This window comes from Janthinobacterium glycogeni (assembly GCF_051380725.1).
Lineage (GTDB): Bacteria > Pseudomonadota > Gammaproteobacteria > Burkholderiales > Burkholderiaceae_D > Janthinobacterium.
The window spans coordinates 389,432-416,011 of the sequence record NZ_JBNYXP010000002.1 but is presented as its reverse complement, the minus strand read 5'-3'; the positions used below and the strand labels follow the sequence as shown (position 1 = coordinate 416,011).

Sequence of the window (26,580 nt, the reverse complement as noted above, 5' to 3'; positions counted from 1 at the left end):
CTCCTTGCGTGGTTCGAAGGTCCATCATGCGCGCCCCATCCCTGCGCTTCCGTTCGTTGTGCCACACAGGGGGCGCATGCGCGGCGCCCATGCATTCACGGCGCCGGCGTGACGCGCCAGATGACATTACCCACGTCGTCCGCCACCAGCAGCGCGCCCGCCTTGTCGACGGCCACGCCGACAGGGCGCCCCTGCGCCTTGCCATTGCTGTCGAGGAAGCCAGCGACGACGTCCTGCGGAGGACCGCTGGGCACGCCATCGGCGAACGGAACAAAGATGACTTTATAGCCGCTGAAGGGTTTGCGGTTCCACGAGCCGTGCTGGCCGATGAAGGCGCCGCCCCGGTAGCGTTCCGGCAGCAGGGTAGCGTCATAAAACGCCAGTCCCAGCGAGGCCGTATGGGCGCCCAGCGCGTAGTCGGGTGCAACAGCCGTGGCCACCAGTTCGGGACGGGGCGGCGTGACCCGCGCATCGACGTGCTGGCCGAAATAACTGTAGGGCCAGCCATAGAAGGCGCCATCCTTGACGGACGTCATGTAGTCGGGCACCAGGTCGTTGCCCAGCTCGTCGCGCTCATTGACGGCCGTCCAGAGGGCGCCCGTCCTGGGCTGCCAGGCCAGGCCCACGGGATTGCGCAAGCCCGTCGCATACACGCGGGCCTTGCCCGTGGCGCGCGTGAATTGCCAGATGGCGGCGCGGCCATCTTCGGCCGCCATGCCGTTTTCACCCACGTTGCTGTTCGAGCCGACGGAAACATAGAGAAATTTGCCATCGGGGCTGGCGATGACGTTCTTGGTCCAGTGGTGATTGATGGGGCCGCCCGGCAAATCCATCACCTTGACGCCGGGCGCCGTGATGGCTGTCTGGCCTTCCTTGTAAGGAAAACGCATCAAGGCGTCGGCATTGGCGATGTACAGCTCGTTACCCACCAGGGCCATGCCAAATGGCGAGTTCAGTCCCTGCAGGAAGATGCTGCGCGTTTGCGCCACGCCATTCGCGTCGACGCCGCGCAGCAGGGTGATGCGGTTGGCGCTGGGCGTGGCCGCGCCCGCTTTTTTCATCTGCATCTGCATGATGGCGCCCTTGATGCCCTTGCTGTCGTCCGGCTTGGGCGGGGCGTTCGTTTCCGCCACGAGCACGTCGCCATTCGGCAAGACGTACAGCCAGCGCGGATGGTCGAGGTCGCGCGCATATGCATGGATGGCCAGGCCCGCCGCGACAGCGGGGTGCTGCGCGGCCGTCCAGCGCTGCACGGGCGCCACATTCACGGTGGGAATCAGTTGTCTGTCCGGTGCGGGCAGGGCGGGCTGGGGGCCGAAGCCCACGGGCATGGCGGGCGCCTGGGCGTGGGCGAGATGGGCGCCGCAGGCACTGGCGAGCAGGAATGAACAGACGTAACGGTGCATGGCGTACTCCGTAATATGACCAGTGCGATGACCAGTGCGCATCAGCAGTGCGAGTAGCGGGGCGTGACAGTTAGAGTCAGCGCGCCTTCTTTGGTTCCAGTTGCGCGTCGGGACGGGCTTGCTGCGGCGCGGCGGGCTTGACCTTTTCCACGCCCGGCTGGGCGTGCAGGTCCGTATCGACCAGCCCTTGCTCCAGGTCGCTGGCCGCCTGCTGCATGATCTTGCGTGGGCGCACGTTTTGCGCATCGGGCGATTCGTCGCGCTCGTGCGGCAGACGGTCGACGCCGTCATTGCTGACCTTTTCATCGGTATTGATCTTGCGTTCGCTATGCTGGGTAACCATATGGCCTCCTGACAGAAGAATTGACGTGAAATCAGTGTCCTGCCGCGCCAGAGTGCATGCAAGCGGATTTGTCCATGCAGGGAGCGCTGGCGCACGCATGGACGATTCTTTTTCTGCGCTACACTGCGTGCAACACCAAGAACGCCCCTTGCGGGCACACGGCAGCCGCACTATACTGTGTATATATACAGTACCATGCGATGGCGGCGTGCGACAGCCTGGGGCGGCTTGCCACCGAATTTACTACCGAGACTCTTATGCCCGTCGATACACACGCCGAACAGCCAACCGCGACCTTGCCAGCCCCGGGCGAGCGCTTCAATCTGGGCGCCAAGACCATCGCCCTGGTCGTGCGCCAGAATACGGATGGCATTGCCGAGCCCGTGAAAAGCATCGTCGATTTCCTGCAGGTGCTGGGCCACACGGTGGTCTTCGAGGCGGAGACGGCCGCGCACCTGAACCTGGCGTTTCCCGGCGTGCGCGCCATGTCGCCGGCCGAGATCGGCGCGGCCGCCGATTGCGCCATCGTCATGGGCGGCGATGGCACCATGCTGGGCATTGCGCGCCAGCTGGCGCCATTCGACGTCCCCTTGATCGGTATCAATCAGGGGCGCCTGGGTTTCATGACCGATATTCCGCTTGAGCGCATGCTGCCCGTGCTGGCGCAAATTCTCGGCGGCCGTTTCAAGGCCGAACGCCGCACCTTGCTTGAAGGCAGCGTGCTGCGCGACGGCGAGTCGATCCACGTGGGCATGGCCGTCAACGATGTCGTCGTCTCGCGCGGCGGCGGCGCCGGCATGGCCGAATTGCGCGTCGAGGTCGACGGTCATTTCATGTACAACCAGCGTTCGGATGGCTTGATCATTTCCACGCCCACGGGCTCGACCGCATATTCGCTGTCGGCCGGCGGCCCGTTGCTGCATCCGACCCTGGGCGGCATCGTGCTCGTGCCGATCGCCCCGCATGCGCTATCGAACCGCCCCATCGTCCTGCCCGATTCCAGCCAGATCGTCGTGGAAATCGTGCGCGGGCGCGATATCAGCGTCAATTTCGACATGCAGACCTTTGCCAGCCTGGTGCAGCAAGACCGCATCCTCATCCGCCGTTCGCCGCACACGATTACCTTCCTGCATCCGGAAGGGTGGAGCTACTACAACACCCTGCGTGAAAAACTGCACTGGAATGAGTACCCGTCGGGCGAGGGCAAGCTCAGCTAATAGTTTCTCCACCTCAACCCGCGGTGCGCCGCCTAACCACAGAAGCCATGCTCCATACACTGTCCATTCGCGATTTTGTCATTGTCGATACCATTGAACTGGAATTTTCCGCCGGCTTCAGCGTGCTGACGGGCGAGACGGGCGCCGGCAAGTCCATCCTCATCGATGCGCTGACTTTGGCGCTGGGCGGGCGCGGCGACGCCAGCGTGGTGCGCGAAGGCGCGGCCAAGGCCGACATCACGGCCGATTTTTCCGTCAGCGAGGTGGCGCAGGCCTGGCTGGTGGCGCATGAATTTGCCAACGACGAGGGCGGCGCCCTGCTGCGCCGCGTGATCGACAATGCGGGCCGCTCGAAGGCGTATATCAACGGCATCCCCGCCACGGCCGCGCAGCTGCGCGAACTGGGCGACATGCTGGTCGATATCCACGGCCAGCACGCGCACCAGTCCTTGCTGAAAAGCGAAGCGCAGCGGGCCCTGCTCGACGGCCAGGCGACGGCGCGCGAAGCGGGCGCGGAGCAGGATGCGCGGCAAGCGGCGGCCTTGCACAAGCGCTGGCGCGCCCTCGTGCGCCAGCGCGAGGAATTTGAAACCAACGCCGCCAACGTGCTGTACGAGCGCGAACGCCTGGAATGGCAAGTGGGCGAACTGGAAAAGCTGGCCGCCAAGCCCGGCGAATGGACGGAGATCACGAACGAGCACAGCCGCCTGTCGCACGCGGCTAGCCTGCTAGAAGGGGCGCAGGAAGCCTTGTCCCTTATTTCCGAGTCGGAAGACCATCCGATCGTGTCGCAATTGTCGGCCCTGAACCAGAAGCTGGGCAAGCTCGTCTCCGTCGATGCGGAATTGCAGCCGATCGTCGACCTGATCGAGTCGTCGCGCATTCAATTGCAGGAATCCGTGTACGCGCTGAACAATTACCTGGACCGGGTGGAGCTGGACCCGGAACGCCTGCACCAGCTCGACGCGCGTATGGAAGCCATGCACAGCACGGCCCGCAAATTCCGCGTCACGCCCGAAGAGTTGCCCGAGGAACACGCCAAGCTGTCGGAAAAGCTGCAGCACCTGGCCGACGCTTCCGATATCGAAGGCTTGCTGCGCCAGGAAGCGAAGATCGAGGCCGAGTACCGCAGCGTCGCCGAGCGATTGTCCGCCACACGCCGCGCCGCCGCCCTGGAACTGGGGCAAGCCGTCACGCGCGCCATGCAGGAACTGAGCATGACGGGCGGCAGCTTCGAGATCGCCCTGCACCCGTGCGAGCCGGCCGCGCACGGACTCGAGCAAGTGGAATTTCTTGTCGCCGGCCACGCGGGCACGGCGCCCCGTTCGCTGGCAAAAGTCGCGTCCGGCGGCGAACTGGCGCGCATTGCGCTGGCCATCTCCGTCATCACCTCGCACGCCACCACCACGCCGACCCTGATTTTCGACGAGGTTGACAGCGGCATCGGCGGCGCCGTCGCGGAAGTGGTGGGGCGTTTGTTGAAACGCCTGGGGCAGGGACGGCAAGTGTTGTGCGTGACCCACTTGCCGCAAGTGGCCAGCCAGGCGAATCAGCATTTCCAGGTGGCAAAAAGCACTCTGGACAATGGCAAGACGGCGTCGCGTATCGACATGCTCGACGCCAAGGCCAGGGTGGAAGAAGTGGCGCGCATGCTGGGCGGCCTGGAAATTACGGCCACCACGCGCAAGCATGCGCGCGAATTACTGGCTATCTAGTACACCTAACCAAACCTACTGCGCGTCGCGATTTGCGGCCTGCGATGCTCACTATGCATTCGCACAGCTCCGCTTCTCAGCCACAACTCGCTGCCGCTCGCTACGGTTTTGTTAGGCGTTGTTAGCGTAAACCGATCTGGCGAGAATGGCAGTTAGCCTTATGCCGTTCCTTTCCATCTTTCCCGATGTTGACGCAATGTAACTATAATGGTTGGCTAATCCATCCAACGCCTTCGAAGAGCCTTCATGTCATTTCAAACAGAACCGTCGTACACGCATGGCAGCATCGACCGCAGCGCCGTGGTGCTGGTCAACCTGGGCACGCCTGATGCACCGACCTCGTCGGCTGTGCGGCGCTACCTGAAGCAATTTTTGTCGGACCCGCGCGTGGTGGAAATTCCCCGCGCCGTCTGGTGGTTCATCCTGAACCTGATCATTTTGCCCTTCCGCTCGGGCCAGTCGGCCAAGAAATACGCGTCGATCTGGACGCGCGAGGGCTCGCCCCTGAAGGTGCATACGCAAAAGCAGGCCAAATTGCTGGCCGGCGCGCTGGCGGAGCGGGGCCATGACGGCGTGACCGTGGCCATGGCCATGCGCTACGGTTCGCCTTCCTTGCCCGAGGTGCTGGCCCGGCTGAAAAGCGAAGGCTGCGAGCGCATCGCCATCTTGCCGGCCTATCCGCAATACTCGGGCACGACGACGGGTTCCATCTACGATGCCGTGTTCGCCCACTACGCCACGGTGCGCAATGTGCCGGAATTGCGTTTTATCAAGCAATACCACGAGCACGATACGTATATCGACGCCTTGCGCGATTCCGTGCTGAACCACTGGGAAGCGCATGGCCGTCCGGAAAAACTGGTGATGAGCTTTCATGGCGTGCCCAAGCGCACCTTGCTGCTGGGCGACCCCTACCACTGCCAATGCCTGAAAACGGCGCGTCTGCTGGCGGAAAAGCTGAAATTAACCAAAGAGCAATACGTGGTGACTTTCCAGTCGCGCTTTGGCAAGGCCGAATGGCTGCAGCCGTACACGGCGCCCACCCTGGTGGCGCTGGCGCAGCAGGGCGTCAAGCGCGTTGACCTGCTGTGCCCGGGCTTTACCAGCGATTGCCTGGAAACGCTGGAGGAGATTGCCATGGAAGCGAAGCATGATTTCGAGGCGGCCGGCGGCCAGCAGTTTCATTACATCGCTTGCCTGAACGAAACGCCAGCCTGGATCGCGGGTATGGCGGAAATTGCAGAACAACACATGATTGGCTGGCCGACGATGAAGACGGCGCCGCAGCGCGAGGCGGACAAGAAGGCGGGCGAGCAGGCGCGCGCGGCGGCGCTGGCGCTGGGCGCGGCGAATTAAACTGCCGCCGCCGCTGCCAGATATCATCAAGAAAGCCGCGCTTGCGCGGCTTTGTCATGTCTGGCGGGGACGCCAAGTCTTCCAAATGGCAACGCCGCCAGTGGCGATGGCCGTGGCGGGGCTGGTAGAATGCGCGCTTTGCCGGGGGAAGCCTGGAAAATCAAGGGGGCGCGCACGGTTCACTGGCCGAAATGGGTAGCCTTTTGTAATAAGCTGTAACATGAATCGCTGTAATTCTGGTTTTGCCACGTATACCCCTTGAAACAATAGGATATAGCCCCATCTGCCCGTTAGTGTTGTAAAGATAGTTAGACTAACTCATTTAAGTCATTGATTGTAGGAGCTTTCTAGATGCAAGATCAGGAAAACCAAGCTGTACCTAATCCGCAAGCGGACGCCGCGGCGACTGCCCCATCGACTCCCGCAGAGCCTACTTTGGAAGAGCAGCTGGCGAGTACCGAAGCGCGTCTTGCAGAGATGCACGATGCCTTCATGCGCGCCAAGGCCGATGGCGAAAATATTCGTCGCCGTGCGCAGGAAGATGTTGCTAAAGCGCATAAATTCGCAGTCGAAAGCTTTGCCGAAGCCATGGTGCCGGTGAAAGACAGCCTGGAAACGGCGCTGACGGTGGAAGCACCGACCATCGACTCGCTGAAAGAAGGCGTCGAGATGACCCTGAAGCAACTGAACGCCGCGTTCGAGCGCAACCGCCTGGTGGAAGTATTGCCAGTGCAGGGTGAAAAGCTCGATCCGATGAAACACCAGGCCGTTGCCGTGGTGCCAGCGGAGCAGGAAGCCAATACCATCGTGTCAGTCTTGCAAAAGGGCTATATGATTGCGGACCGCCTGCTGCGTCCAGCCATTGTCACGACCGCGCAAGCAAAATAATCAGAGTGCGGCATCAAGCAAGCCTTGAAACCATGCCGCTTTGCCACATATAAGAACCATCTGAAATCTAGCAAATAAAAGGAAAAAAATCATGGGTAGAATTATCGGTATCGATCTGGGAACCACGAATTCCTGCGTTTCCATCATGGAAAACGGTCAACCAAAGGTAATCGAAAACGCTGAAGGCGCACGCACGACGCCGTCGATTATTGCTTATCAAGAAGATGGCGAAATTCTCGTCGGCGCGCCGGCGAAACGCCAGGCCGTGACCAATCCGAAAAACACGCTGTACGCAGTCAAGCGTCTGATCGGTCGCAAGTTCGACGAAAAAGAAGTGCAAAAAGACATCGCGCTGATGCCTTACCAAATCATCAAGGCCGACAACGGCGATGCATGGATTAGCGTACGCGACAAAAAACTGGCGCCGCCGCAAATTTCGGCTGAAGTCCTGCGCAAGATGAAAAAAACGGCAGAAGACTACCTCGGTGAAGAAGTCACCGAAGCCGTCATCACCGTGCCTGCGTACTTCAACGACTCGCAGCGTCAAGCCACCAAGGATGCCGGCCGTATCGCTGGCCTGGACGTCAAGCGCATCATCAACGAGCCAACCGCAGCAGCGCTGGCATTCGGCCTGGACAAGACCGAAAAAGGCGACCGTAAAATCGCCGTGTATGACTTGGGTGGCGGTACGTTCGACGTGTCGATCATCGAAATCGCAGATGTTGATGGCGAGAAACAATTTGAAGTGCTGTCGACCAACGGCGACACCTTCCTGGGCGGCGAAGACTTCGACCAGCGCGTCATCGATTACATCATCGACGAGTTCAAGAAGATCAATGGCATCGACCTGAAAAAAGATCCGATCGCCCTGCAGCGCATCAAGGCTTCGGCCGAGCGCGCGAAGATCGAATTGTCGTCGTCGCAGCAAACCGAGATCAACGAGCCGTACATCGCCATGGCGAACGGCGCACCGGTCCACTTGAACCTGAAGATGACCCGCGCCAAGCTGGAATCGCTGGTGGAAGAGCTGATCACGGCCACGATGGAACCATGCCGCATCGCTATCAAAGATGCTGGCGTGAAAGTGTCGGACATCGACGACATCATCCTGGTCGGCGGTATGACCCGTATGCCGAAGGTGCAGGAAAAAGTGAAGGAATTCTTCGGCAAGGATCCACGCAAGGACGTGAACCCGGACGAAGCCGTCGCTGTGGGCGCAGCGATCCAGGGTTCGGTCCTGTCGGGCGAACGCAAGGACTTGCTGTTGCTGGACGTCACTCCTCTGTCCCTGGGTATCGAAACCCTGGGCGGCGTGATGACCAAGATGATCCACAAAAACACGACGATTCCGACCAAGTTCAGCCAGGTATTCTCGACGGCCGACGACAACCAGCCTGCGGTGACCATCAAGGTCTTCCAGGGTGAGCGCGAAATCGCCGCCGGCAACAAGGGTCTGGGCGAATTCAATCTGGAAGGCATCCCGCCAGCATCGCGCGGCACGCCACAGATCGAAGTGACCTTCGACATCGACGCCAACGGCATCTTGCATGTCGGCGCGAAAGACAAGGCCACCGGCAAGGAAAATAAGATCACGATCAAGGCCAATTCCGGCTTGACCGAGGCTGAAATCCAGAAGATGGTGAAAGACGCCGAGCTGAACGCTGAAGAAGACAAGAAGGTCAAAGAATTGGCCGAGTCGCGCAACCAGGCCGATGCTCTGGTACACTCGACCCGGAAATCCTTGACCGAATACGGCGACAAGCTGGACGCGGGCGAGAAAGAGAAGATCGAAGCGGCGATCACCGACCTGGAAGCAAGCATCAAGGCCGGCGACAAGGCTGAGATCGACGCCAAGGTGGAAGCACTGTCGAGCGCATCGCAGAAACTGGGCGAAAAAATGTATGCCGACATGCAAGCGCAGCAAGCTGCCGGCGGCGCGGAAGGTGCACAGCAAGCTGCTGGCGCATCGGACGCAGGCGCCAAGCAAGACGACGTTGTTGATGCTGACTTCAAGGAAGTCAAAGACAGCAAGTAGTGTCTTGCGCTCCCATGAACTGGGGGCAGCCGGGCTGAACGCTACATCGCGGGATTAGCCGCGAAGACCGGCCGAGCCGAGTCGCTGCGCCTAGCGCAGCACTCGACTCGGCTTTTTCGTGTAATTTTTACATCAGTAGATAGACTGCAAGGTGCCGACAACATGGCAAAGCGTGATTTTTACGAGACACTCGGTGTCGCAAAAAATGCTTCGGAAGAAGAAATCAAAAAGTCTTACCGTAAACTGGCGATGAAATACCATCCGGACCGCAATCCGGATAGCAAGGAATCGGAAGAAAAGTTTAAGGAAGTCAAAGAAGCCTACGAGATGCTGACCAATCCGGAAAAGCGCGATGCGTATGACCGTTATGGTCACGCTGGCGTGGACCCGAACATGGGCGGCGGTGGCGGCTTCGGCGGCGGCGCTGGCGGCTTTGCCGACAGCTTCGGCGATATCTTCGGCGACATCTTTGGCGGTGGCGGTGGACGCAGCCGCAATGCGGGGCCGCAGGTGTACCGTGGCGCCGACTTGCGCTACAACCTGGAAATTACACTGGAGCAAGCTGCTCACGGCTTCGACACGACCATTCGCGTGCCGAGCTGGGACAAGTGCGACACCTGCCACGGCAGCGGCGCCAAGCCGGGCACGTCGCCGACCACTTGCGGTACGTGCGGTGGTCACGGCCAGGTGCGCATGCAGCAAGGCTTCTTCAGCATCCAGCAAACCTGCCCGAAATGCCATGGCAGCGGCAAGGTCATCACCGACCCCTGCACGCCATGCGGCGGCGCCGGTCGCATCAAGCGCAACAAGACCCTGGAAGTGAAAATTCCAGTCGGTATCGACAACGGCATGCGTATCCGTTCGTCCGGCAACGGCGAACCGGGCACGAATGGCGGTCCGTCGGGCGACCTGTATGTGGAAATCCACATCAAGCCGCACGCCGTGTTCCAGCGCGAAGGCGACGACCTGCATTGCGAAATGCCGATCTCGTTCACCAAGGCGGCCTTGGGCGGCGAAATCGAAGTGCCTACCCTGAACGGCAAAGTGTCGTTCACGATTCCCGAAGGCACCCAGTCGGGCAAGACCTTCCGCCTGAAAGGCAAGGGCATCAAGGGCGTGCGCTCCGGTTACGCGGGCGACCTGTTCTGCCACGTGGCCATCGAAACACCGGTGAAACTGACGGAAAAACAAAAAGACCTGCTGCGCGACTTTGAAAAGTCGACGACCGAGGGCGGTGCCAAGCACAGTCCGCAAAGCAAGACCTGGAAAGACAAGGTCAAGGATTTTTTTGAATAAGCACACGTAATACCATGCGCCGGGATGCTGAAACATCCCGGCGTTTTTTTACCCAGGTTGAATAGCATCTGCGCGCATCGCGCGCTAACACACGCGATCGGCGCGCTGTTCAACCGAACTTACCTCATGGGAGCGATATGACCGAACAGAAAAATGGCTCGGCCCTGGCGGAACTGCTGCAGCGTAACCGCCGCTGGGCCGACTCGATGGTGGCGAAAGACCCGAACTTCTTCAAGAACCTGGAAGCGCAAACGTCGCCCGAATACCTGTGGATCGGCTGCTCCGACAGCCGCGTTCCCGCCAACGAACTGCTGGGCATGGCGCCTGGCGACGTGTTTGTGCACCGTAATATCGCCAATGTGGTCGTGCATTCCGACCTCAATTGCCTGTCCGTCCTGCAATTTGCCGTGGACGTGCTGAAAGTCAAACATGTCATCATCGTCGGCCATTACGGCTGCAAGGGCGTGCATGCGGCCATGACGGGCACGCGCATCGGCCTGGTCGACAACTGGCTGCGCCACGTGCAGGATGTGGGCCAGAAGCACGAGCGCTACCTGGGCGACGTGCTGACGAGCCGCCAGCGCGGTGACCGCCTGTGCGAACTGAACGTGGTCGAGCAAGTCTTGAACGTATGCCAGACCACCGTCGTGCAAGATGCGTGGGAACGGGGCCAGGAACTCAGCGTTCACGGCTGGGTCTATGGCTTGAAGGATGGCCTGCTGAACGATCTCGAAGTGACCGTCACGGCCGGTCACGAGCTGGCGCCGCGCATGGCGACCCGCCTGGCCCGCTACGAAGCAATCGCGTAAGCGGCGCTGGCGCCGCGTCTATGGCGCGGCGCTTTGCAGGCGGTCCAGGTATTCGGCTGCCTCCCGCACGCCTTCCTGCGCCGCCTGGCGCAGCCAGGTTTTGGCCTGGGCAAGATCCTGCGGCGTGCCGCGTCCCTCGGCCAGCGCCACGCCATAGTGATAGCGCGCCAGCCGCGCATAGGCGGCGTCATCGTTGGTGTGCGCGCCGCGCCGCATCAGCGCCGTCGCTTGCGCCAGGTCCTTGGTCACGCCGATGCCCGTTTCATACAGCTGGGCCAGCCAAATCATCGAATACACATCGTTCCAGCGCCGGATGCAGTCTTCAAAGATGGCGACGGCAGCCCCATGGTCGCCCGTCTTGTCGGCCGCATAGCCGTACAGACACTTGATGCGCTTGTCGCTGTGCACATAGGCTTTGTAGCTGAGATCACTTTCACCCTGGCTATCCTGGGCGTGCACGGAAGCAGTGAACAGCAAGACGAGCAGCAGGGCGATGGCGGGCATGGCATTCCTGTCTATGCGTTGAAAATGAATGGATAAGCAAGTTGCGTGCTAGCGCCAATCCCGGGCAAAGCCGGTGCCGCTGTGCCATTGCGTGACAGCCGCTGTTGCAGTCTGGCGCAACGCGCCGCGCATATCCATATCAGAAATGCTTCGTTTGCAGGATCGATGCGCAGGCATACAGTGGACTTCCCCAGACTCTAGTCGAGTTCCCATGTCGGCCGTCCTGAAATCCGCGTTTTCTCCCAGCCCGTTCCGTATCGAGACGTTCGATGCTCCGCTCGGCGCGCAAGTGCTGGGGCTGGACCTGGCGCAGCCGCTGTCGCTGGGCGACTTCCAGCACCTGCACCACGCCCACCTCGACCATCACGTGCTGGTGTTCCGCGACCAGCGCATCACGCCGCGGCAGCAGGTCGATTTCAGCCGCCGCTTCGGCCCCCTGCAAATCCACGTGCTGCGTCAGTTCCAGCTGCCGACGCAGCCGGAAGTGCTGATCATCTCGAACATCGTCGAGGATGGCCAGCCCATCGGCCTGGGCGACGCGGGCCATTTCTGGCATTCGGACCTGTCGTACAAGGAAGTGCCCAGCCTCGGCTCCATGCTGCATGCGCAAGAGTTGCCTGACGAGGGCGGCGATACCGTGTTTGCCAACATGCACCTGGCCTGGGAAAGCTTGCCGGCCGCGCTGCGCCACGCCGTGCGGGGCGCGCGTGCCGAGCACAGCTACTTGAGCCAGTATGAGGAATTACGTCGCCGCAACCCATGGCGGCCCGCCCTGACGCAGGCGCAGATCGATGAAGTCAAGCCCGTGACGCATCCCGTCGTGCGCGTGCATCCGGAAACGGGACGCCGCGCCCTGTTTGTCAGCGAGCATTTCACCACGCGCATCGTCGGCTTGCCCGAGGATGAAAGCCGCGCCCTGCTCGATGAATTGTTCGTGCACAGCGTGCGCCCCGAGCATCTGTATGTGCACCGCTGGCGGCCGCATGACCTGGTGTTCTGGGACAACCGTTCCCTGATGCACCTGGCGACGGGGTGCCCGCCCGACCAGCGCCGCAAACTCTACCGCACCACCATCGAAGGCGATGCGCCGTACTGATTTTTTGACTGTTGATCTGACCCAAGGAGTGTCCATGTTGCCGATCTTGACCTTTTCCCGCCGCCTGCTCGCCGTCATCGCCCTGCTGTGCATGGCCATGTCCATGGCCCGGGCCGAAGGACAGATCCGCATCGCGGGCCAGCACGGCATCACCTTCTTGCTGCTCAATATTGCGCAGGAACAAAAGCTGATTGAAAAGCATGGCAAGCAGCAGGGCGTCGACGTTAAGGTCGAGTGGATCACCCTGTCCGGCGGCCCTGCCATCAACGATGCTTTGTTGTCGGGCAATATCGACATCGCGGGGGCGGGCCTGGGGCCGCTGCTGACGATCTGGGACCGGACGAAAGGCCGGCAGAACGTGCGCGGCGTGGCGTCCTTGGGCAATTTTCCCTACTATTTGATCAGCAACAACCCCAAGGTGAAAACCCTGGCCGACTTGACGGACAAGGACCGCATCGCCTTGCCCGCCGTCTCCGTTTCCGTCCAGGCGAGGATATTGCAGATGGCTGTGGCGAAGCAGTGGGGCGACAAGGAATTTGCGCGCCTCGACAAGATCACGCAAACCCTGCCGCATCCGGATGCGGCCGCCGCCATCATCGCCGGCGGCACGGAGCTGACCGGCCACTTCGGCAATTCGCCGTTCCAGGAACAGGAACTGGCGCAGAATCCGAACGCCCGCATCATCCTGAACTCGTACGACGTGCAGGGCGGGCCCAGCTCGTCGACCCTGCTGTATGCGACGGAAAAGTACCGCAAGGACAATCCGAAGACTTACCGCGCCTTCATCGCCGCCCTGGCCGAAGCGGCGCAGTACGCGAGCAGCAACCGCCAAGGCGCGGCCGACATCTACATCAAGGTAAATAAAAGCAAGGTGGACCGCAATTTGCTGCTGAAAATCTTTGCGAATCCGCAAGTGCAATTCAAGATCGCGCCGCAAAATACCTATGGCCTGGCGCAATTCCTGCACCGCGTGAGCGCCATCCGCAACTTGCGACCCTGCCATCACGCAAGGAGGCTGACATGAATGCGCCCGCTTTTCACCTCGTACGCCCTCCGGTTGCGCTGGAGCCCTTGCTCAGCGTCAAGAATGTCAGCCTGGAATACCGCACGCAGCAGCGCACCGTGCGCGCCACGCACGACGTCAGTTTCGACGTGTTCCGCAGTGACCGTTTTGTGTTGCTCGGGCCATCGGGCTGCGGCAAATCGTCCTTGCTGAAAGCCGTGGCCGGTTTCATCGCTCCGCGCGCGGGCAGCATCGCCATGCAGGGCCAGCCCATTCATCAACCGGGGCCGGACAGGGGCGTCGTGTTCCAGGAATTCGACCAGTTGCCGCCATGGAAGACCGTGCTGGACAACGTCATGTTCCCCCTGCTGGCCAGCAAGCGGCTGGACAAGGTGGCGGCCCGCGAACGCGCCCATCACTGGATCGCCAAGGTGGGCCTGGCCGGTTTTGAGGATGCCTATCCGCATACCTTGTCGGGCGGCATGAAGCAGCGTGTTGCCATTGCGCGCGCCCTGGCCATGCAGCCGGAAGTGCTGCTGATGGACGAGCCGTTCGCCGCCCTCGACGCCTTGACGCGGCGCAAGATGCAGGAAGAGTTGAACCGCTTGTGGGACGAGCTGCGCTTCACGCTTGTGTTCGTCACGCATTCGATCGACGAAGCGCTGGTTGTCGGCAACCGCATCCTGCTGCTGTCGCCCCATCCTGGCAGGGTGCGTGCCGAGCTCAACAGCCATCAGTTCGGCTTGCATAGCGCGGGCAGCGCGGAATTCCAGGCTGCCAGCCGCCGCATCCACGGCTTGCTGTTCGATGAGGAAGTAATTCCCGTCCCGCAAGCAGCTGGCGCGCAGCGGGAGGCCGTATGAGCGCGCTGCTGGAGCCGCCCATCCGCCAGGAATTCGTCTATGTGGCGCCGCCGCCCGCCGGCGTCATCGTCGAGCGGCCATTGTCGCGCTGGCAGCGCTGGAGCCAGCACGCGCTGTGGCGCAAGGCCCTGATTTTGCTCGGCCTGGCGCTGCTGTGGGAAGGGGCGGCGCGCTGGACGCACAACGATTTATTGTTGCCCAGTTTTCTGCAGACGGCGCAGGCGTTCATCGGCGGCATCGCCAGCGGTGAATTGCTCACGCGTACGGCCGCGTCCCTCGTCGTCTTGCTGCAAGGCTATGCGGTGGGCGTGCTGGCCGCCTTCGTGCTGACTCTGCTGGCCGTGTCCAGCCGCATCGGCCGCGACCTGCTGGAAACCCTGACGGCCATGTTGAATCCCTTGCCGGCCATCGCCCTGCTGCCGCTGGCCCTGCTGTGGTTCGGCCTGGGGCGCGCCAGCCTGATCTTCGTCATCGTCCATTCCGTGATGTGGCCGCTGGCCTTGAACACGTATGCGGGCTTCCAGGGCGTGCCCGAGACCCTGCGCATGGCGGGGCGCAACTACGGCTTGAACGGTTTGCGGCTGGTGCTGCACATCCTCGTGCCGGGCGCCTTGCCGTCCATCGTCTCGGGCCTCAAGATCGGCTGGGCGTTTGCCTGGCGCACCCTGATCGCGGCCGAGCTGGTATTTGGCACCACATCGGGGCAGGGCGGCCTGGGCTGGTACATCTTCCAGAACCGCAACGAGCTGTACACGGACAAGGTGTTCGCCGGCCTGGCGGCCGTCATCGTCATCGGCCTGCTGGTGGAAAACATCGGCTTTCGCACCCTGGAGCGCGTGACCTTGAAACGCTGGGGCATGCAGCGATAATTATCTCAGCATGGTGCGTGCCGCCGCGATGATCTGCCGCGACAGCTGTTCCATGCGCGGCGACTGCACCTTCCACGTGTGCCAGTACAGGGCCACGTCGGCGGGGGTCTTGGGCGTGAGCCTTTCCACCAGCTCGCCATCCGCGTTCGCCTTCAGCAGCAACTCCGGCACCATGCCGTAGCCCAGGCCGTAGCGGATGGCGTTGAAGTGCGAGGTGGCGCCCGGCACGTAATGGCAGGGGTAGGCGCCTTCGGGCAAGCCCAGCGCCTCTTGCAGGAACGACGACTGCAAGGTGTCCTTGCGCGTGTAGGCGACGACGGGCGCCGTGCGCGCCGCCTTGCGCGTCAGGCCGTGCGCGAACCACTGCTGGCGGAACGCGGGCGTGGCCACCAGCCAGTAGCGCATCACGCCCAGCGGCTCGGCCGTGCAGCCGCGCATGGGCTTGGGCTCCGTGCTGATGCAGCCGATCGCCATGCCCGTCTCCAGCAAGGTGTAGGTGTGATCCTGGTCTTCCACGGTCAGGTCCAGCAGCACGCGTTCGCGTATCAGCACCTGCGACAGGGCGGGGAAGAACCAGGTGCCCATCGAATCGGCGTTCAGCGCCAGCACCAGGGTCAGCGGGGCATCCTGCTGCACCGCCAGCTCCGCCTGCAAGTCCGCTTCCAGCAGCTTGGCCCGCTTCAGATACTGCATCAGGCGCTGGCCCATGCGCGTGGCGCGCGCGGGACGGCTGCGCACGATCAGCGCATTGCCGAGCTGGCTTTCCAGCGCCCGCACCCGCTGTGAAATGGCGGGCGACGTCAGGTGCAGCCGCAGCGCGGCCTGCTCGAAACTGCCCGTTTCGACGACGGCGCGGAACGCTTCCGTGTGCTTGGGATTGAGATCCATGACCACTGCCTTACATAAGAAAAATTTATCAATACTAAATAATACTTACTTTTCATAAGGATTGGTGTGTTGCAGTGCACAATGTCTCTTTGATGGAGTGCCGCGTACGCGTATGCAGCGCGGCCTCCTGGCAGCAAGGGAATACCACCATGGAAGCACAAGCGCAAGATATAAAGCCCCGCAAGCCGTCATCGACACTGGCGCGCAATTTGAAATTCGGCCTGGGGTTGACCCTGGGCCTGGGCTTGTCCGCAGCCCTCGCGGGCGGCTGGTGGCTGCGCCAGGCGTGGCAGGACTTGCCGGCCGTCGAGCACCTGGCCCAGTACAAGCCTGCGCTGCCGCTGCGCATTTTCTCCAGCGAAGGCGAGCTGCTGGCCGAATACGGCGAAGAGCGCCGCGAATTCCTGCCCTTGAAGGACATCCCGCTGCGCATGCGCCAGGCCTTGCTGGCCATCGAGGATGCGCGTTTCTACGAGCATGGCGCCGTCGATTTCTATGGTCTCACGCGCGCCACGCTGGCCAACGTCGTCACGGGTCACCATGCGCAGGGCGCCAGCACCATCACCATGCAGGTGGCGCGCGACTTCTTCCTGTCGCGTGAAAAAACCGTGCAGCGCAAGCTGACGGAGATGCTGCTCGCCTACAAGCTGGAGCAGCACTATGGCAAGGACAAGCTGCTGGAGCTGTATATGAACCAGATCTATCTGGGCGAGCGCTCCTACGGCTTTTCCGCCGCCTCGAACATTTATTTCGACAAGCCGCTGGCCGACGTCAGCATCGCCGAAGCGGCCATGCTGGCCGGCTTGCCGAAGGCGCCGTCGGCCTACAACCCCGTCGCCAATCCCCAGCGCGCCACCGTGCGCCAGCATTACATCCTGCAGCGCATGCGGGAACTCGGCTACATCACGCCGGCAGAATACACGGCGGCCGTGGCGGAAAAACTGGCGCTGAACAAGGACCGCAACAGCTCCGTGCACGCGGCCGCGTATGCGGTCGAGGAAGCGCGTCAGCTGATCGTGCAAAGCTACCCGGAAGGCGCCTACAGCATGGGCCTGGACGTGACGACCACCATCCGCATGGCACCGCAGCGGGCGGCCGACCAGTCGCTGCGCGATGGGCTATTGAATGCGCAGGCGCGGCGCGGCTACCGTGGCCCGGAAGCGCGCCTGGTAGCCTCCGCAGACGGCGTGGCGCGCCAGCTGGCCGCCTATCCGGACAGCGGAGAACTGCGCGCCGCGCTGGTGCGCAAGGTAGATACCGCCGGCAAGCGCCAGGTGACGGCGCAGCTGCGCAATGGCGACGAGATCGTGCTGGCGGCATCGGACGCGCGCCTGGGCGGCAAGCTGCCGCTCGACGGCAAGCGCGCCATCGTGGAAAACAGCGTCATCCGCGTGGTGCACGACGCGGCGAAAAAGCGCTGGCTCGTGAGCCAGTTGCCCGAGATGGAAGGCGCGCTCATTTCCGTCGAGGCGCACAGCGGCGAAATCGTCGCCATGGCAGGCGGCTTCGATTTTTACCGCAACCACTACAACCACGCCATGCAGGCCTACCGCCAGCCCGGTTCCAGTTTCAAGCCTTTCGTGTATTCGGCGGCGCTGGAAAAAGGCTACTTTCCCGGCACGGCCGTGGACGATACGCAGCGCCTGCTGCTGCCGCGGGAAACGGGCGCGCAGCCGTGGCGTCCGCGCAATTACGGCAACAACTATGAAGGCTTTATCAGCGTACGGCGCGGTCTCGTGCGCTCGAAAAACCTGGTGGCCGTCAGCCTGATGCAGGCGGCCGGCCCCGGCTACGTGCAGCACTACGCCACGCGCTTCGGTTTCGAGGGCGCGCGCAATCCCGTCTCGCTGCCGCTGGCGCTGGGCGCGGGCGCCGTCACGCCGCTGCAGCTGGCGCAGTCGTATGCCGTGTTCGCCAACGGCGGCGTGCAGATGCCGCCAAAGCTGATCAAGGAAGTGCGCAGCCGTAGCGGAGAAGTGCTGTTTTCCGACGCGGTGCCACGCGCCAAAGGCGCGCCGGCACCGGGCACGCAGGTCATCTCCACGCGCAATGCCTACGTCATGGACAGCATGCTGCGCGACGTCGTCAAGAGCGGCACGGGCCGCGGCGCGCTGGCGCTGGGAAGGGGCGACGCGGCCGGCAAGACGGGGACATCCAATAACGCGTACGACGCCTGGTTCGCCGGCTATTCTTCGGGCCTCGTCTCCGTCGTCTGGCTCGGCTACGACCAGCCGAAAAGCCTGGGCAACGCCACGGGCGGCACCCTGGCGCTGCCCGTCTGGCGCGATTACATGCAGGTAGCCGTGCAGGGCCGCCGCGAACAGGTGCTGGCCGAACCGCCTGGCCTGGCCCTGCTCGACGGCGACTACGTGTATGCCGAATACCTGGCCGGCGACTGCCTGAAGGATAACTTCGCCTTTATCCACAGCAGCGTCGGCTGCGGCAGCGCCGGTACCGATACGCGCATGGCGCACGGCGATGCCGGCGATGGCGGCTCCGGCGCGGGCACGAACGAGGCGCGCACCCTGAGCGAAGCGCGCGAACGCGAACAAATTCTCAAATCATTTTCGGAAGAGTAAGACCATGCTGCTATATACGATTTACCTGGTGGCGATTGTCGCCGAAGCGATGTCCGGCGCCATCATGGGCATGCGGCGCGGCATGGATTTGTTCGGCATCTGCATGATCGGCACCGTCACGGCGCTGGGCGGCGGCACCGTGCGCGACGTGCTGCTGGGGCACTATCCGCTGGGCTGGATCGCGCATCCAGAATACCTGCTGTTTACCATCGGCGCGGCCGTCGTCACGGCCTTTGTCGCGCGCTACCTGCACCATCTGCGCGCCATCTTCCTGCTGGTTGACGGACTGGGCCTGGTGGCGTTTTGCGTGATCGGCTGCGACATCGCCATGTCTGCCAAGATGCACCCGGCCATCGTCGTGCTGGCGGGGATGATCACGGGCGTTTTCGGCGGCCTGCTGCGCGATATCCTGTGCAACCAGATTCCCCTCGTGCTGCAGCGCGAAGTGTATGCCACCGTGGCGCTGTTTACGGGCGCCCTGTATGTCGGCCTGCTGCACTTCAAGGTCGATAGTTCAGTGGCGCAGCTGGCGTCCATCGGCGCGGGCTTTTTGTTCCGCTTCCTGGCGTTGCACTTCGAGTGGCGCCTGCCGAATTTCAACGGCGACCGCATACGGGGTTTTGAGTAAGGCGGCAGGCGCGTGAATATTTTTGCGCATATTTAACCCTTTTTTCTCTGCCGCTGCGTTTCATGTTGGACACCCCAGCCAACCGGAGAAGAAGCGATGTCCAGCGCCCTCAAGATCACATTGATGCTGTCCTTGCTGCTGTCGGCAGGCAGCCACGCCGCCGGCACGGCGCCGCGCAAGACCCTGGCGCCGTTCGCCAGCGAGCACGCCTTGAGCAGCTACCTGCAGCAGTTGCAGGCGCGCCAGGAAACCCTGCTGAGGGAGCAGCGGCAACTGCAGCGCGCCACGTCGCAGTACGCGGCGGCGGCGCCCGCACCGCCGCCGGCGCCAGCGCCCATGGTGGCGAAAGCGGCGCCGGCGGCGTCGGCAGAAGCGGCTGAATCGGTCACCAATGTGCAGACGGCGGGCGTGGACGAAGGCGGCATCGTCAAGCTGCACGGCAAGCATCTGGTGATGCTGCGGCGCGGCAGGCTGTTCACGGTGCAGGTGGGCGGCAATGCCTTGCGGCCCGTGGCGGCGCTCGACGCGTTCGCGCCCGGCAGCGACCCGTCGGGCAGCTGGTATGACGAGATGCTGATCGACGGCGATACGGTGGTGGTGATCGGCTACAGCTACAGCCGTGGCGGCACGGAAATCGGCCTGTTCGACATCGATGCGGATGGCAAGCTGGCCTACCGCGCCACGTATCATTTGCGCTCCAACGACTATTACTCGTCGCGTAATTACGCGAGCCGCCTGGTCGGCGGCAAACTGGTGTTCTATTCGCCCCTATCGCTGAACCTGCGCCGTGGCGACCCATTCGGCGGCTTTCCCGCGCTGCGCCGCTGGCGTCCCGACGCCGTGCCGGCCGACTTCAAGCGCATCGCCCCGGCCACGCGCATCTACCGCACCGATGAAGAGCCCGAAGCTGGCGCTGGCCTGACCCTGCACACGGTCACCGTGTGCGACCTGGCGCAGCGCGACATGCGCTGCGAAGCGACCGCCGTGATGGGGCCGCAGGGCCGCGTGTTCTACGTGTCGGGCGAATCCGTTTTCGTGTGGACGACGCGCCGGGGCCGCGACTCGGGCGTGTTCCGCATTCCCCTCAATGGTTCGGCGCCCAGCGCATTGAAAGTGGCGGGCGCACCCGTCGACCAGTTCTCGTTCCTGGAAAGTAGCGATGGACATCTGAACGTGCTGCTGCGCGCCGAAGGCCAGGGCGACGCGATGTGGGATGGCGCGCGCGGGCGCGGCGACATGGCCCTGCTGCGCGTGCCATTGACGTCGTTTTCCGATGGCCGCGACAGCGCGCCCGCCAGCAGCTACAAGGCGCTGCCCGGTGGCGGCGGCTACGGTCTGCAGAACCGCTACGTGGGGCCGTATCTGCTGTACGGCCATCCCGGCAATCCGGGACGCCGCCAGGCGGACCAGGCCTGGCCGCGCCAGCCCCTGTATGCCGTGCGCTGGGCCGATGCGGGCAGCGTGCAAGCCTTGTCGCTGCCGCACGGTGTGGAGCGTATCGAGGCGCTGGGCAATGACGCCGTGGTGATCGGTGCGCAGGGCAGGGATCTGCACTTCAGCACCATCGGCCTGGGGCCGCAGGCGGCGGTTGCCACGCGCTACATCCGCGCCGACGCGGCGCAGGGCGAGTCGCGCAGCCACGGATTTTTCTACAAGCCGCAAGCGGCCGGCGAGGGCCTGATCGGCCTGCCCATCCTGAGCGCGGATGAACGGCCGGGCCTCAACAAGTTTGCCGCCTCCGTCCTGTATCTGCGCAACAGCAGCCTGCAATTGAGCGAACTGGGTGCGCTGGCGGCGCGGCCAGGCCAGGCGCCGGACGACGGCTGCCGCGCATCGTGCATCGACTGGTACGGCAATGCGCGTCCCCTGTTCCTGCAGGGCCGCGTCTTCGCCCTGCTCGGCTATGAACTGGTGGAAGGGGCGCTCAAGGAGGGACAGATCCGCGAAGTGCGCCGCGTCAGCTATGCGCCCACTTTACGCTGAAGGCGCAGGGAAATTGTCGCTGCCGCGTAGTTCGGCTACACTGGTCCGCATGCCCGACACTTTACTCACCGCGACGGATGAAGACCTGATGCTGCGCTACAGCGCCGGCGACTTGCCGTCGTTTCGCGAATTGTACCGGCGCCATAGCCAGGGCCTGTACCGCTTCGTGGCCTGGCGCGCGCCGCGCCGCGCGTGGGTGGACGAGATCGTGCAGGATGCGTGGGCCAGCCTGCATGCGGCGCGCGCCGGCTACCGGCCACAGGCGGCGTTTCGCACCTATCTGTACCAGATCGCGCGCAACCGCCTGATCGACCTGCTGCGCCAGCGGGAAGGGCAGGAACATGACGACGCGGGCGAACTGGCGGACGAAGGCGCATCGCCGCAGCAGTCGCTGGAGCAGAAACAGCAGCACGCGCGGCTGCATGCGGCCATCGCCGCGCTGCCGGTGGAGCAGAAGGAAGCGCTGGTGCTGCAGCAGTTCAGCGGCATGAGCATCCTCGAGATCTCCGCAGTGACGGGGGCGGAAGCGGAAACCGTCAAGAGCCGGCTGCGCTACGCCATGCAGAAATTGCGCGCGGGCTTGGACAGCGCCGCGGGCGCGGGAGGACAGGCATGAAGACGCACGATCAAGATCACGAGGAACCGAATGACGAGGAATTGAACGCGCTGCTGGCCAGCCTGCCGCAACCGGCGCCTTCCAGCGCGCTCGATGCGGCCATTCTGGCCGACGCGGAAAAAGCCTTGCGCCAGCCGGCGGCCGCGAACGACAGCGCCGATGGCGTGCTGCGCACCTTGCCGGCCAAGAAATCACCGGACTACCTGCAGCGCTGGCGCGTTCCGCTGGGCCTGGCCGCCGCAGTGCTGCTGACGGTCAACCTGATCGGCGTGGACTGGTTCGGCTCGAAGCCGGCGCAATTTCCCGTGGTCGGGGAGCCGGTCACGCAGGAGGTGATGCCAGCGCCGACTGCGGCGCCGGCCGCCGAAGCCACGGCGTCGCCACCTCCCTTACCAGCGGCACCGGCGCCGGCACCGCGCGCCATGGCCAAGGCGGCACCGAGGCCGGCGGCGCAAGCCGGGCCGGCGCCGGCGCCTGTCTTTCCGCCGGAGCCCCGGCTGACGGCGACGGTACCCATTGCTCCGCCTGCGCCGCCCCCCCCGCCGGCGCCGGCTTCGGCGATGCATCAGGCAATGGAGCAGCAAGCGGCCATGCCGGCCGAGTCCAGCATGCAGCGTCAGGCGCCCGTGCAGCGCGCGCTGGCCATGCCTGCTCCCGTCGCGGCCCGCTCCGCGCCGCTGCCGCCGCCGGCAAAGCTCGACGCTTCCGTGTGGCTGGTGAAGATCGACGCTCTGCTCAAGGCGGGCGAAGGCGCGCTGGCGCGCGAGGAGTGGACGGCCTTTCGGCAAGCCTATCCCGACTATCCGGTGGCCGAGGAGCTGCGGCAGCGCCTGGAAACGAAGTAAAAAACGAACTAAAAAACGCTACACGATCCCCTTCCGGCGCTCCCATACGGCGCTGCCGACGAAAATGGCGGCGCACACCCACATCACGGCCGGCAGGGCGTTCACCCCCACCGACTGCATCAGCACGCCCGTCAGCAGGGGGCCGCCGCCGCTGGTCACGCCCCAGGTGGCGTTGACGATGGCGCTGGCGCTGGTCAGCGACAGGCCCGTAAACCGCTCGCCGCACGCCACCAGCGCCAGCATGTAGATGCCGCCCGCCGCCGCGCCCAGCAACAGCAGCAAGGTCCACCACAGCCATGGCGTGCCGACGGCGAACGGCAGCAGCGGCAGCAGCAGGCAGACGGCCACGCCGCAGCCCGCGTGGACCCTGGCGCGGCCGAAGCGGTCGGCCATCCATCCCAGCGCGAATTGCAGGCCCGTGTCGCCCACCAGCACCACGGTGGCCGACAGCAGGGCCAGGTCCGTGCCGATGCCGTGCTCCATCGCATATAGCGGCAGCAAGCTCAATGCCAGGGTGTCGAACAGGGCGAAGAAGGCGGCGCCGAGCACGATCATCGGCATGCGCGGCAGGATCAGGGTCCACTTCACGCCGTGTTCTTCCGGCTCTTTTTCCGGGCCGCTGTTCGAGATCAGCATCAGGCCCGGCACGGCCAGCAGGAACAGCAGGCCGCAGGCGGCGAAGCTCCAGCTGATCTTGTCGTTGAACAGCGCCACGAGGGCGGGGCCGATCAGCTGGAAAAAGGTAAAGCTGGTGGTGTACATGGCCACCACGCGACCGCGCGAATTGTCGGGCGCCAGGCGGTTCACCCACGCCTCGCCGATGGTAAACAGCACGCCCATGGCGCCGCCGAACAGGAAGCGCAGCACGCTCCACGCCAGCAGGTGGTCGCTGAACTGCATGGCGATCGTCGCCAGCGAGGCCACCCAGACGGCGCCCAGCATGGTGGCGCGCGCGCCGAAGCGCCCCACCCAGCCCGAGACGAAGGGCGAGGCGGCCAGGATGCCGAGGGCGCTCACGGCCGTGATCATGCCGATGATGTCCGTGCCCACGCCGCGCTGGTGCAGGGTCAGGGCGGTGAGCGGCATGGTGGCGCCCAGACCCAGGCCCACGACGCCGATGCTGACCACGAGGGCGAAGAAGTCGCGCCACGGCATGGTCTTCATGGCTGCCCCCGCAAGGGGGAAAAGGTATTCAGGATGGCGGGAAAACGGTGTGGATGCATGGGAAAGTGAAGGGACTTTGCCTGCGGCGCTGGTGTTTGGCGCCGGACGGGCATATGATGATTTTAATAAGAGCAATATTGCAAAGCCGTAGTGTAGGCGATGTATGCCGTCGCTGGCCATGCCCATCGGTGTGGCCGCCTCTGCCGGCTCTGCTGTACAGTGAAGCGAGCGGCAGCGCTGTCATGGCGCTGTCATTGGATCGTCACGCCAGCGAGGTAGCTCCATGCGCCGTCCCATCGTTCTCGTTCCCGCCTGCCAGCGCCAGCTTGGCAGCCACGCCTGGCACATGGCGCAGGACAAATACCTGCACGCCGTGCTGCGCGGCGCCGGCTGCATGCCGCTGCTGCTGCCCGCCCTGGGCGCGGACGCGGACCTTGAAGCGGCGCTGCAGGTCGCCGACGGCGTCATGCTGACCGGCTCGGCCTCGAACGTCGATGCGCGCCTGTATGGCGAAGACATCCTGCATCCCGACCTGCCGCAAGACCCCGCGCGCGACGCCACCACCTTGCCCCTGATCCGCGCCGCGCTGGCGCGCCAGCTGCCGCTGCTGGCCATCTGCCGCGGCTTCCAGGAAGTCAACGTGGCCCTGGGCGGCAGCTTGCACCAGGCCGTGCACGCCGTGCCGGGCATGCAGGACCACCGCGAGAATGTGCTCGCCCCCCTGGCGCGCCAGTATGCGCCCGCGCACCGCATCAAGCTGATGCCTGACGGCGTGCTGTCACGGTTGCTGGGCGGCGAGAGCGAAATGATGGTCAATTCCCTGCATGGCCAGGGCATCGCCCGGCTGGCCGATGGCTTGCTGGTGGAAGCCCTGGCCGACGACGGCCTGGTGGAAGCGTACACGGTGGCCAGCGTCGCCGGTTTCACCCTGGCCGTGCAATGGCACCCGGAGTGGCAGGTCGAGGACAACCCGCAGTCCATGCGGCTGTTCGGCGCCTTCGGCCAGGCGTGCCGCGATTACCAGGAACAGCGGCACAGAAAGACAGAATGACAGGCGCACCGCCCGCAGTACGCGGTGTTTGATCAAGACCAGCGAGAGGGAAACATGGCAATACGCGAAAATTTCACTTATACGGATATGGATTTGTGGCTCAATGAAAAGCGCGTCACGGAAATCGAATGCCTGGTCCCCGACTTGACGGGCGTGGCGCGGGGGAAGATCCTGCCGCGCGGGAAATTCACCCAGGAGCGCGGCATGCGCATCCCGGAAGCGGTACTGGGCATGACGGTGACGGGCAATTACCCGGTCGACGATGGCGGCTATGACCGCGCCATTTCCAGCACCGACCGCGACATGATTTTAAAGGCCGATCCCACCACCATCACCATGGTGCCGTGGGCCACGGACCCCACCGCGCAAGTCATCCACGACTGCTATTTTGCCGACGGCATGCTGGTCGATTTCGCCCCCCGCTCCGTGCTGCGGCGCGTGCTGAAACTGTATGCGGACAAGGGCTGGAAACCGGTGGTGGCGCCCGAGCTGGAGTTCTACCTGACGGCGAAGAATACGGACCCGGACCTGCCATTGAAGCCGCCCATCGGGCGCAGCGGCCGGGCCGAGACGAGCCGCCAGGTGTACAGCATCGACGCCGTCAATGAATTCGACCCGCTGTTCGAGGATATCTACGATTACTGCGAACTGATGAACCTTGACGTCGACACCCTGATCCACGAGATCGGCGCGGGACAGATGGAAATCAACTTCCTGCATGGCGATCCGCTGGGCCTGGCCGACAAGGTCTTCTTCTTCAAGCGCACCCTGCGCGAAGCGGCCTTGAAACATGATATGTACGCGACCTTCATGGCCAAGCCCATGGCGGGCGAGCCGGGCTCCGCCATGCACGTGCACCAGAGCGTCGTCGACGCGAAGACGGGCCTGAACATCTTCAGCAACGAGGACGGTTCGGCCGCGCCCATCTTCAAGCATTACATCGCCGGCCTGCAGCGCTACATGCCGTCGGCCATGGCCATCGTCGCGCCCTACGTGAATTCCTACCGCCGCATCGTGCGCCACACGGCCGCGCCGATCAACATCCAGTGGGGCCTGGACAACCGCACCGTGGGCTTCCGTGTGCCCGAGTCGGGCGTGCAGGACCGGCGCGTGGAAAACCGCATCATCGGCGCCGATGCGAATCCCTATCTGGCCCTGGCCGTGACCCTGGCCTGCGGCTACCTGGGCATGACGGAGCAGCTGGAAGCGACGCCGATGATGGTGGGCAGCGCCTACGACATGAAGTTCGAACTGCCGCAAGGCTTGCCCGAGGCCCTGCAGCTTCTGCGCGCGGAAGACAAGCTGCGCACCGTGCTGGGCGAGCGCTTCATCGACGTGTATGCGGCCATCAAGGACCTCGAGCACCAGGAATTCATGACGGTGATCAGTCCGTGGGAGCGTGAACATCTTCTGCTCCATGTTTAAG

Annotated in this window: 23 protein-coding genes; 18 read left to right on the top strand and 5 right to left on the bottom strand. The window is 63.7% G+C overall.

The genetic code is table 11. The features are described 5' to 3' along the window. Positions 1-95: 95 nt before the first annotated feature. Together ACQ4W4_RS07450 and ACQ4W4_RS07445 are read right to left on the bottom strand one after the other, a co-directional pair. Entirely contained in the window at positions 96-1,406 is a 1,311-nt protein-coding gene (locus ACQ4W4_RS07450) for a PQQ-dependent sugar dehydrogenase (RefSeq protein WP_436541421.1), read from the bottom strand. Positions 1,407-1,482: 76 nt separating this feature from the next. Continuing rightward, positions 1,483-1,749, bottom strand: a complete 267-nt coding sequence (locus ACQ4W4_RS07445) for a hypothetical protein (protein WP_436500023.1) — start codon at positions 1,747-1,749, stop codon at positions 1,483-1,485. A 257-nt stretch (positions 1,750-2,006) separates the two neighbouring features. Here ACQ4W4_RS07445 and ACQ4W4_RS07440 point away from each other — a divergent pair, with 257 nt between their 5' ends. The 7 genes from ACQ4W4_RS07440 to can all read left to right on the top strand — a co-directional run bounded on the left by ACQ4W4_RS07440 (position 2,007) and on the right by can (position 11,065). Further along, complete coding sequence (locus ACQ4W4_RS07440) at positions 2,007-2,966, top strand: NAD kinase (RefSeq protein ID WP_436541420.1); 960 nt, start codon at positions 2,007-2,009, stop codon at positions 2,964-2,966. 47 nt (positions 2,967-3,013) lie between these two features. After that, positions 3,014-4,681: a DNA repair protein RecN gene (recN, locus tag ACQ4W4_RS07435; protein WP_436541419.1), complete on the top strand. Its 1,668-nt coding sequence runs from the start codon at positions 3,014-3,016 to the stop codon at positions 4,679-4,681. A 246-nt stretch (positions 4,682-4,927) separates the two neighbouring features. After that, positions 4,928-6,037 (top strand): ferrochelatase, encoded by a 1,110-nt coding sequence (gene hemH / locus ACQ4W4_RS07430; protein ID WP_436541418.1) that lies wholly within the window; start codon positions 4,928-4,930, stop codon positions 6,035-6,037. A gap of 351 nt (positions 6,038-6,388) precedes the next feature. Then, complete coding sequence (gene grpE / locus ACQ4W4_RS07425; RefSeq protein ID WP_152250733.1) at positions 6,389-6,925, top strand: nucleotide exchange factor GrpE; 537 nt, start codon at positions 6,389-6,391, stop codon at positions 6,923-6,925. Positions 6,926-7,016: 91 nt separating this feature from the next. Continuing rightward, the gene (gene dnaK, locus ACQ4W4_RS07420; protein WP_326455998.1) at positions 7,017-8,960 is read left to right on the top strand and encodes a molecular chaperone DnaK; all 1,944 of its coding nucleotides are present in this window, start codon (positions 7,017-7,019) and stop codon (positions 8,958-8,960) included. A gap of 162 nt (positions 8,961-9,122) precedes the next feature. After that, entirely contained in the window at positions 9,123-10,256 is a 1,134-nt protein-coding gene (dnaJ, locus tag ACQ4W4_RS07415; RefSeq protein WP_034745985.1) for a molecular chaperone DnaJ, read from the top strand. Between the two features lie 137 nt (positions 10,257-10,393). Continuing rightward, positions 10,394-11,065, top strand: a complete 672-nt coding sequence (gene can, locus ACQ4W4_RS07410; RefSeq protein WP_436541417.1) for a carbonate dehydratase — start codon at positions 10,394-10,396, stop codon at positions 11,063-11,065. An 18-nt stretch (positions 11,066-11,083) separates the two neighbouring features. On the opposite strand, the gene ACQ4W4_RS07405 is transcribed toward can, so the two are convergent. Continuing rightward, on the bottom strand, positions 11,084-11,569 hold the full coding sequence (locus ACQ4W4_RS07405; protein ID WP_436541416.1) for a tetratricopeptide repeat protein: 486 nt from the start codon (positions 11,567-11,569) through the stop codon (positions 11,084-11,086). A 211-nt stretch (positions 11,570-11,780) separates the two neighbouring features. Between ACQ4W4_RS07405 and ACQ4W4_RS07400 the strand changes: the two genes are divergently transcribed. From ACQ4W4_RS07400 to ACQ4W4_RS07385, 4 genes are read left to right on the top strand one after another with little or no spacing between them, the layout of a single operon-like run. Next, the gene (locus tag ACQ4W4_RS07400; RefSeq protein ID WP_436541415.1) at positions 11,781-12,665 is read left to right on the top strand and encodes a TauD/TfdA dioxygenase family protein; all 885 of its coding nucleotides are present in this window, start codon (positions 11,781-11,783) and stop codon (positions 12,663-12,665) included. A gap of 34 nt (positions 12,666-12,699) precedes the next feature. Then, positions 12,700-13,689 carry an ABC transporter substrate-binding protein gene (locus ACQ4W4_RS07395; RefSeq protein WP_436541414.1) on the top strand — a complete coding sequence of 330 codons (990 nt, stop codon included), beginning with the start codon at positions 12,700-12,702 and terminating at the stop codon, positions 13,687-13,689. Further along, entirely contained in the window at positions 13,686-14,531 is an 846-nt protein-coding gene (locus tag ACQ4W4_RS07390) for an ABC transporter ATP-binding protein (RefSeq protein ID WP_436541413.1), read from the top strand. Before ACQ4W4_RS07395 ends, ACQ4W4_RS07390 begins: the two co-directional genes overlap by 4 nt. Then, positions 14,528-15,400 carry an ABC transporter permease gene (locus ACQ4W4_RS07385; protein ID WP_436541412.1) on the top strand — a complete coding sequence of 291 codons (873 nt, stop codon included), beginning with the start codon at positions 14,528-14,530 and terminating at the stop codon, positions 15,398-15,400. Before ACQ4W4_RS07390 ends, ACQ4W4_RS07385 begins: the two co-directional genes overlap by 4 nt. Here the strand turns inward: ACQ4W4_RS07385 and ACQ4W4_RS07380 are convergent, their stop codons facing one another. After that, positions 15,401-16,294 carry an HTH-type transcriptional regulator ArgP gene (locus tag ACQ4W4_RS07380; RefSeq protein WP_436541411.1) on the bottom strand — a complete coding sequence of 298 codons (894 nt, stop codon included), beginning with the start codon at positions 16,292-16,294 and terminating at the stop codon, positions 15,401-15,403. Between the two features lie 143 nt (positions 16,295-16,437). Here ACQ4W4_RS07380 and ACQ4W4_RS07375 point away from each other — a divergent pair, with 143 nt between their 5' ends. The 5 genes from ACQ4W4_RS07375 to ACQ4W4_RS07355 all read left to right on the top strand — a co-directional run bounded on the left by ACQ4W4_RS07375 (position 16,438) and on the right by ACQ4W4_RS07355 (position 22,939). After that, positions 16,438-18,867, top strand: coding sequence for a penicillin-binding protein 1A (locus ACQ4W4_RS07375; RefSeq protein WP_436541410.1), 2,430 nt, complete (start codon positions 16,438-16,440; stop codon positions 18,865-18,867). Positions 18,868-18,871: 4 nt separating this feature from the next. Continuing rightward, the gene (locus ACQ4W4_RS07370) at positions 18,872-19,495 is read left to right on the top strand and encodes a trimeric intracellular cation channel family protein (RefSeq protein WP_071075300.1); all 624 of its coding nucleotides are present in this window, start codon (positions 18,872-18,874) and stop codon (positions 19,493-19,495) included. A 96-nt stretch (positions 19,496-19,591) separates the two neighbouring features. Beyond that, positions 19,592-21,478 (top strand): beta-propeller domain-containing protein, encoded by a 1,887-nt coding sequence (locus ACQ4W4_RS07365; protein WP_436541409.1) that lies wholly within the window; start codon positions 19,592-19,594, stop codon positions 21,476-21,478. Positions 21,479-21,527: 49 nt separating this feature from the next. Next, positions 21,528-22,094 carry a sigma-70 family RNA polymerase sigma factor gene (locus ACQ4W4_RS07360; RefSeq protein WP_436541408.1) on the top strand — a complete coding sequence of 189 codons (567 nt, stop codon included), beginning with the start codon at positions 21,528-21,530 and terminating at the stop codon, positions 22,092-22,094. Beyond that, entirely contained in the window at positions 22,091-22,939 is an 849-nt protein-coding gene (locus ACQ4W4_RS07355; protein WP_436541407.1) for a hypothetical protein, read from the top strand. Before ACQ4W4_RS07360 ends, ACQ4W4_RS07355 begins: the two co-directional genes overlap by 4 nt. 18 nt (positions 22,940-22,957) lie before the next feature. On the opposite strand, the gene ACQ4W4_RS07350 is transcribed toward ACQ4W4_RS07355, so the two are convergent. Continuing rightward, positions 22,958-24,103: an MFS transporter gene (locus ACQ4W4_RS07350; RefSeq protein ID WP_436541406.1), complete on the bottom strand. Its 1,146-nt coding sequence runs from the start codon at positions 24,101-24,103 to the stop codon at positions 22,958-22,960. Positions 24,104-24,386: 283 nt separating this feature from the next. Between ACQ4W4_RS07350 and ACQ4W4_RS07345 the strand changes: the two genes are divergently transcribed. After that, positions 24,387-25,154, top strand: a complete 768-nt coding sequence (locus ACQ4W4_RS07345) for a gamma-glutamyl-gamma-aminobutyrate hydrolase family protein (protein ID WP_436541405.1) — start codon at positions 24,387-24,389, stop codon at positions 25,152-25,154. A 54-nt stretch (positions 25,155-25,208) separates the two neighbouring features. Next, positions 25,209-26,579: a glutamine synthetase family protein gene (locus tag ACQ4W4_RS07340; RefSeq protein WP_034788700.1), complete on the top strand. Its 1,371-nt coding sequence runs from the start codon at positions 25,209-25,211 to the stop codon at positions 26,577-26,579. The last annotated feature ends 1 nt before the right edge of the window (position 26,580 follow it).

Excerpts from the sequence above, each read along its gene's own strand:
- ACQ4W4_RS07345 (WP_436541405.1), top strand. The coding sequence starts at position 24,387 with ATGCGCCGTCCCATCGTTCTCGTTCCCGCCTGCCAGCGCCAGCTTGGC.
- ACQ4W4_RS07450 (WP_436541421.1), bottom strand. The coding sequence starts at position 1,406 with ATGCACCGTTACGTCTGTTCATTCCTGCTCGCCAGTGCCTGCGGCGCC.
- ACQ4W4_RS07350 (WP_436541406.1), bottom strand. The coding sequence starts at position 24,103 with ATGAAGACCATGCCGTGGCGCGACTTCTTCGCCCTCGTGGTCAGCATC.
- ACQ4W4_RS07340 (WP_034788700.1), top strand. The coding sequence starts at position 25,209 with ATGGCAATACGCGAAAATTTCACTTATACGGATATGGATTTGTGGCTC.
- dnaJ (WP_034745985.1), top strand. The coding sequence starts at position 9,123 with ATGGCAAAGCGTGATTTTTACGAGACACTCGGTGTCGCAAAAAATGCT.
- hemH (WP_436541418.1), top strand. The coding sequence starts at position 4,928 with ATGTCATTTCAAACAGAACCGTCGTACACGCATGGCAGCATCGACCGC.
- recN (WP_436541419.1), top strand. The coding sequence starts at position 3,014 with ATGCTCCATACACTGTCCATTCGCGATTTTGTCATTGTCGATACCATT.
- ACQ4W4_RS07355 (WP_436541407.1), top strand. The coding sequence starts at position 22,091 with ATGAAGACGCACGATCAAGATCACGAGGAACCGAATGACGAGGAATTG.
- ACQ4W4_RS07375 (WP_436541410.1), top strand. The coding sequence starts at position 16,438 with ATGGAAGCACAAGCGCAAGATATAAAGCCCCGCAAGCCGTCATCGACA.
- ACQ4W4_RS07360 (WP_436541408.1), top strand. The coding sequence starts at position 21,528 with ATGCCCGACACTTTACTCACCGCGACGGATGAAGACCTGATGCTGCGC.
- ACQ4W4_RS07405 (WP_436541416.1), bottom strand. The coding sequence starts at position 11,569 with ATGCCCGCCATCGCCCTGCTGCTCGTCTTGCTGTTCACTGCTTCCGTG.
- ACQ4W4_RS07390 (WP_436541413.1), top strand. The coding sequence starts at position 13,686 with ATGAATGCGCCCGCTTTTCACCTCGTACGCCCTCCGGTTGCGCTGGAG.
- ACQ4W4_RS07445 (WP_436500023.1), bottom strand. The coding sequence starts at position 1,749 with ATGGTTACCCAGCATAGCGAACGCAAGATCAATACCGATGAAAAGGTC.
- ACQ4W4_RS07400 (WP_436541415.1), top strand. The coding sequence starts at position 11,781 with ATGTCGGCCGTCCTGAAATCCGCGTTTTCTCCCAGCCCGTTCCGTATC.
- ACQ4W4_RS07365 (WP_436541409.1), top strand. The coding sequence starts at position 19,592 with ATGTCCAGCGCCCTCAAGATCACATTGATGCTGTCCTTGCTGCTGTCG.
- ACQ4W4_RS07370 (WP_071075300.1), top strand. The coding sequence starts at position 18,872 with ATGCTGCTATATACGATTTACCTGGTGGCGATTGTCGCCGAAGCGATG.
- ACQ4W4_RS07395 (WP_436541414.1), top strand. The coding sequence starts at position 12,700 with ATGTTGCCGATCTTGACCTTTTCCCGCCGCCTGCTCGCCGTCATCGCC.
- can (WP_436541417.1), top strand. The coding sequence starts at position 10,394 with ATGACCGAACAGAAAAATGGCTCGGCCCTGGCGGAACTGCTGCAGCGT.
- ACQ4W4_RS07385 (WP_436541412.1), top strand. The coding sequence starts at position 14,528 with ATGAGCGCGCTGCTGGAGCCGCCCATCCGCCAGGAATTCGTCTATGTG.
- ACQ4W4_RS07440 (WP_436541420.1), top strand. The coding sequence starts at position 2,007 with ATGCCCGTCGATACACACGCCGAACAGCCAACCGCGACCTTGCCAGCC.
- dnaK (WP_326455998.1), top strand. The coding sequence starts at position 7,017 with ATGGGTAGAATTATCGGTATCGATCTGGGAACCACGAATTCCTGCGTT.
- grpE (WP_152250733.1), top strand. The coding sequence starts at position 6,389 with ATGCAAGATCAGGAAAACCAAGCTGTACCTAATCCGCAAGCGGACGCC.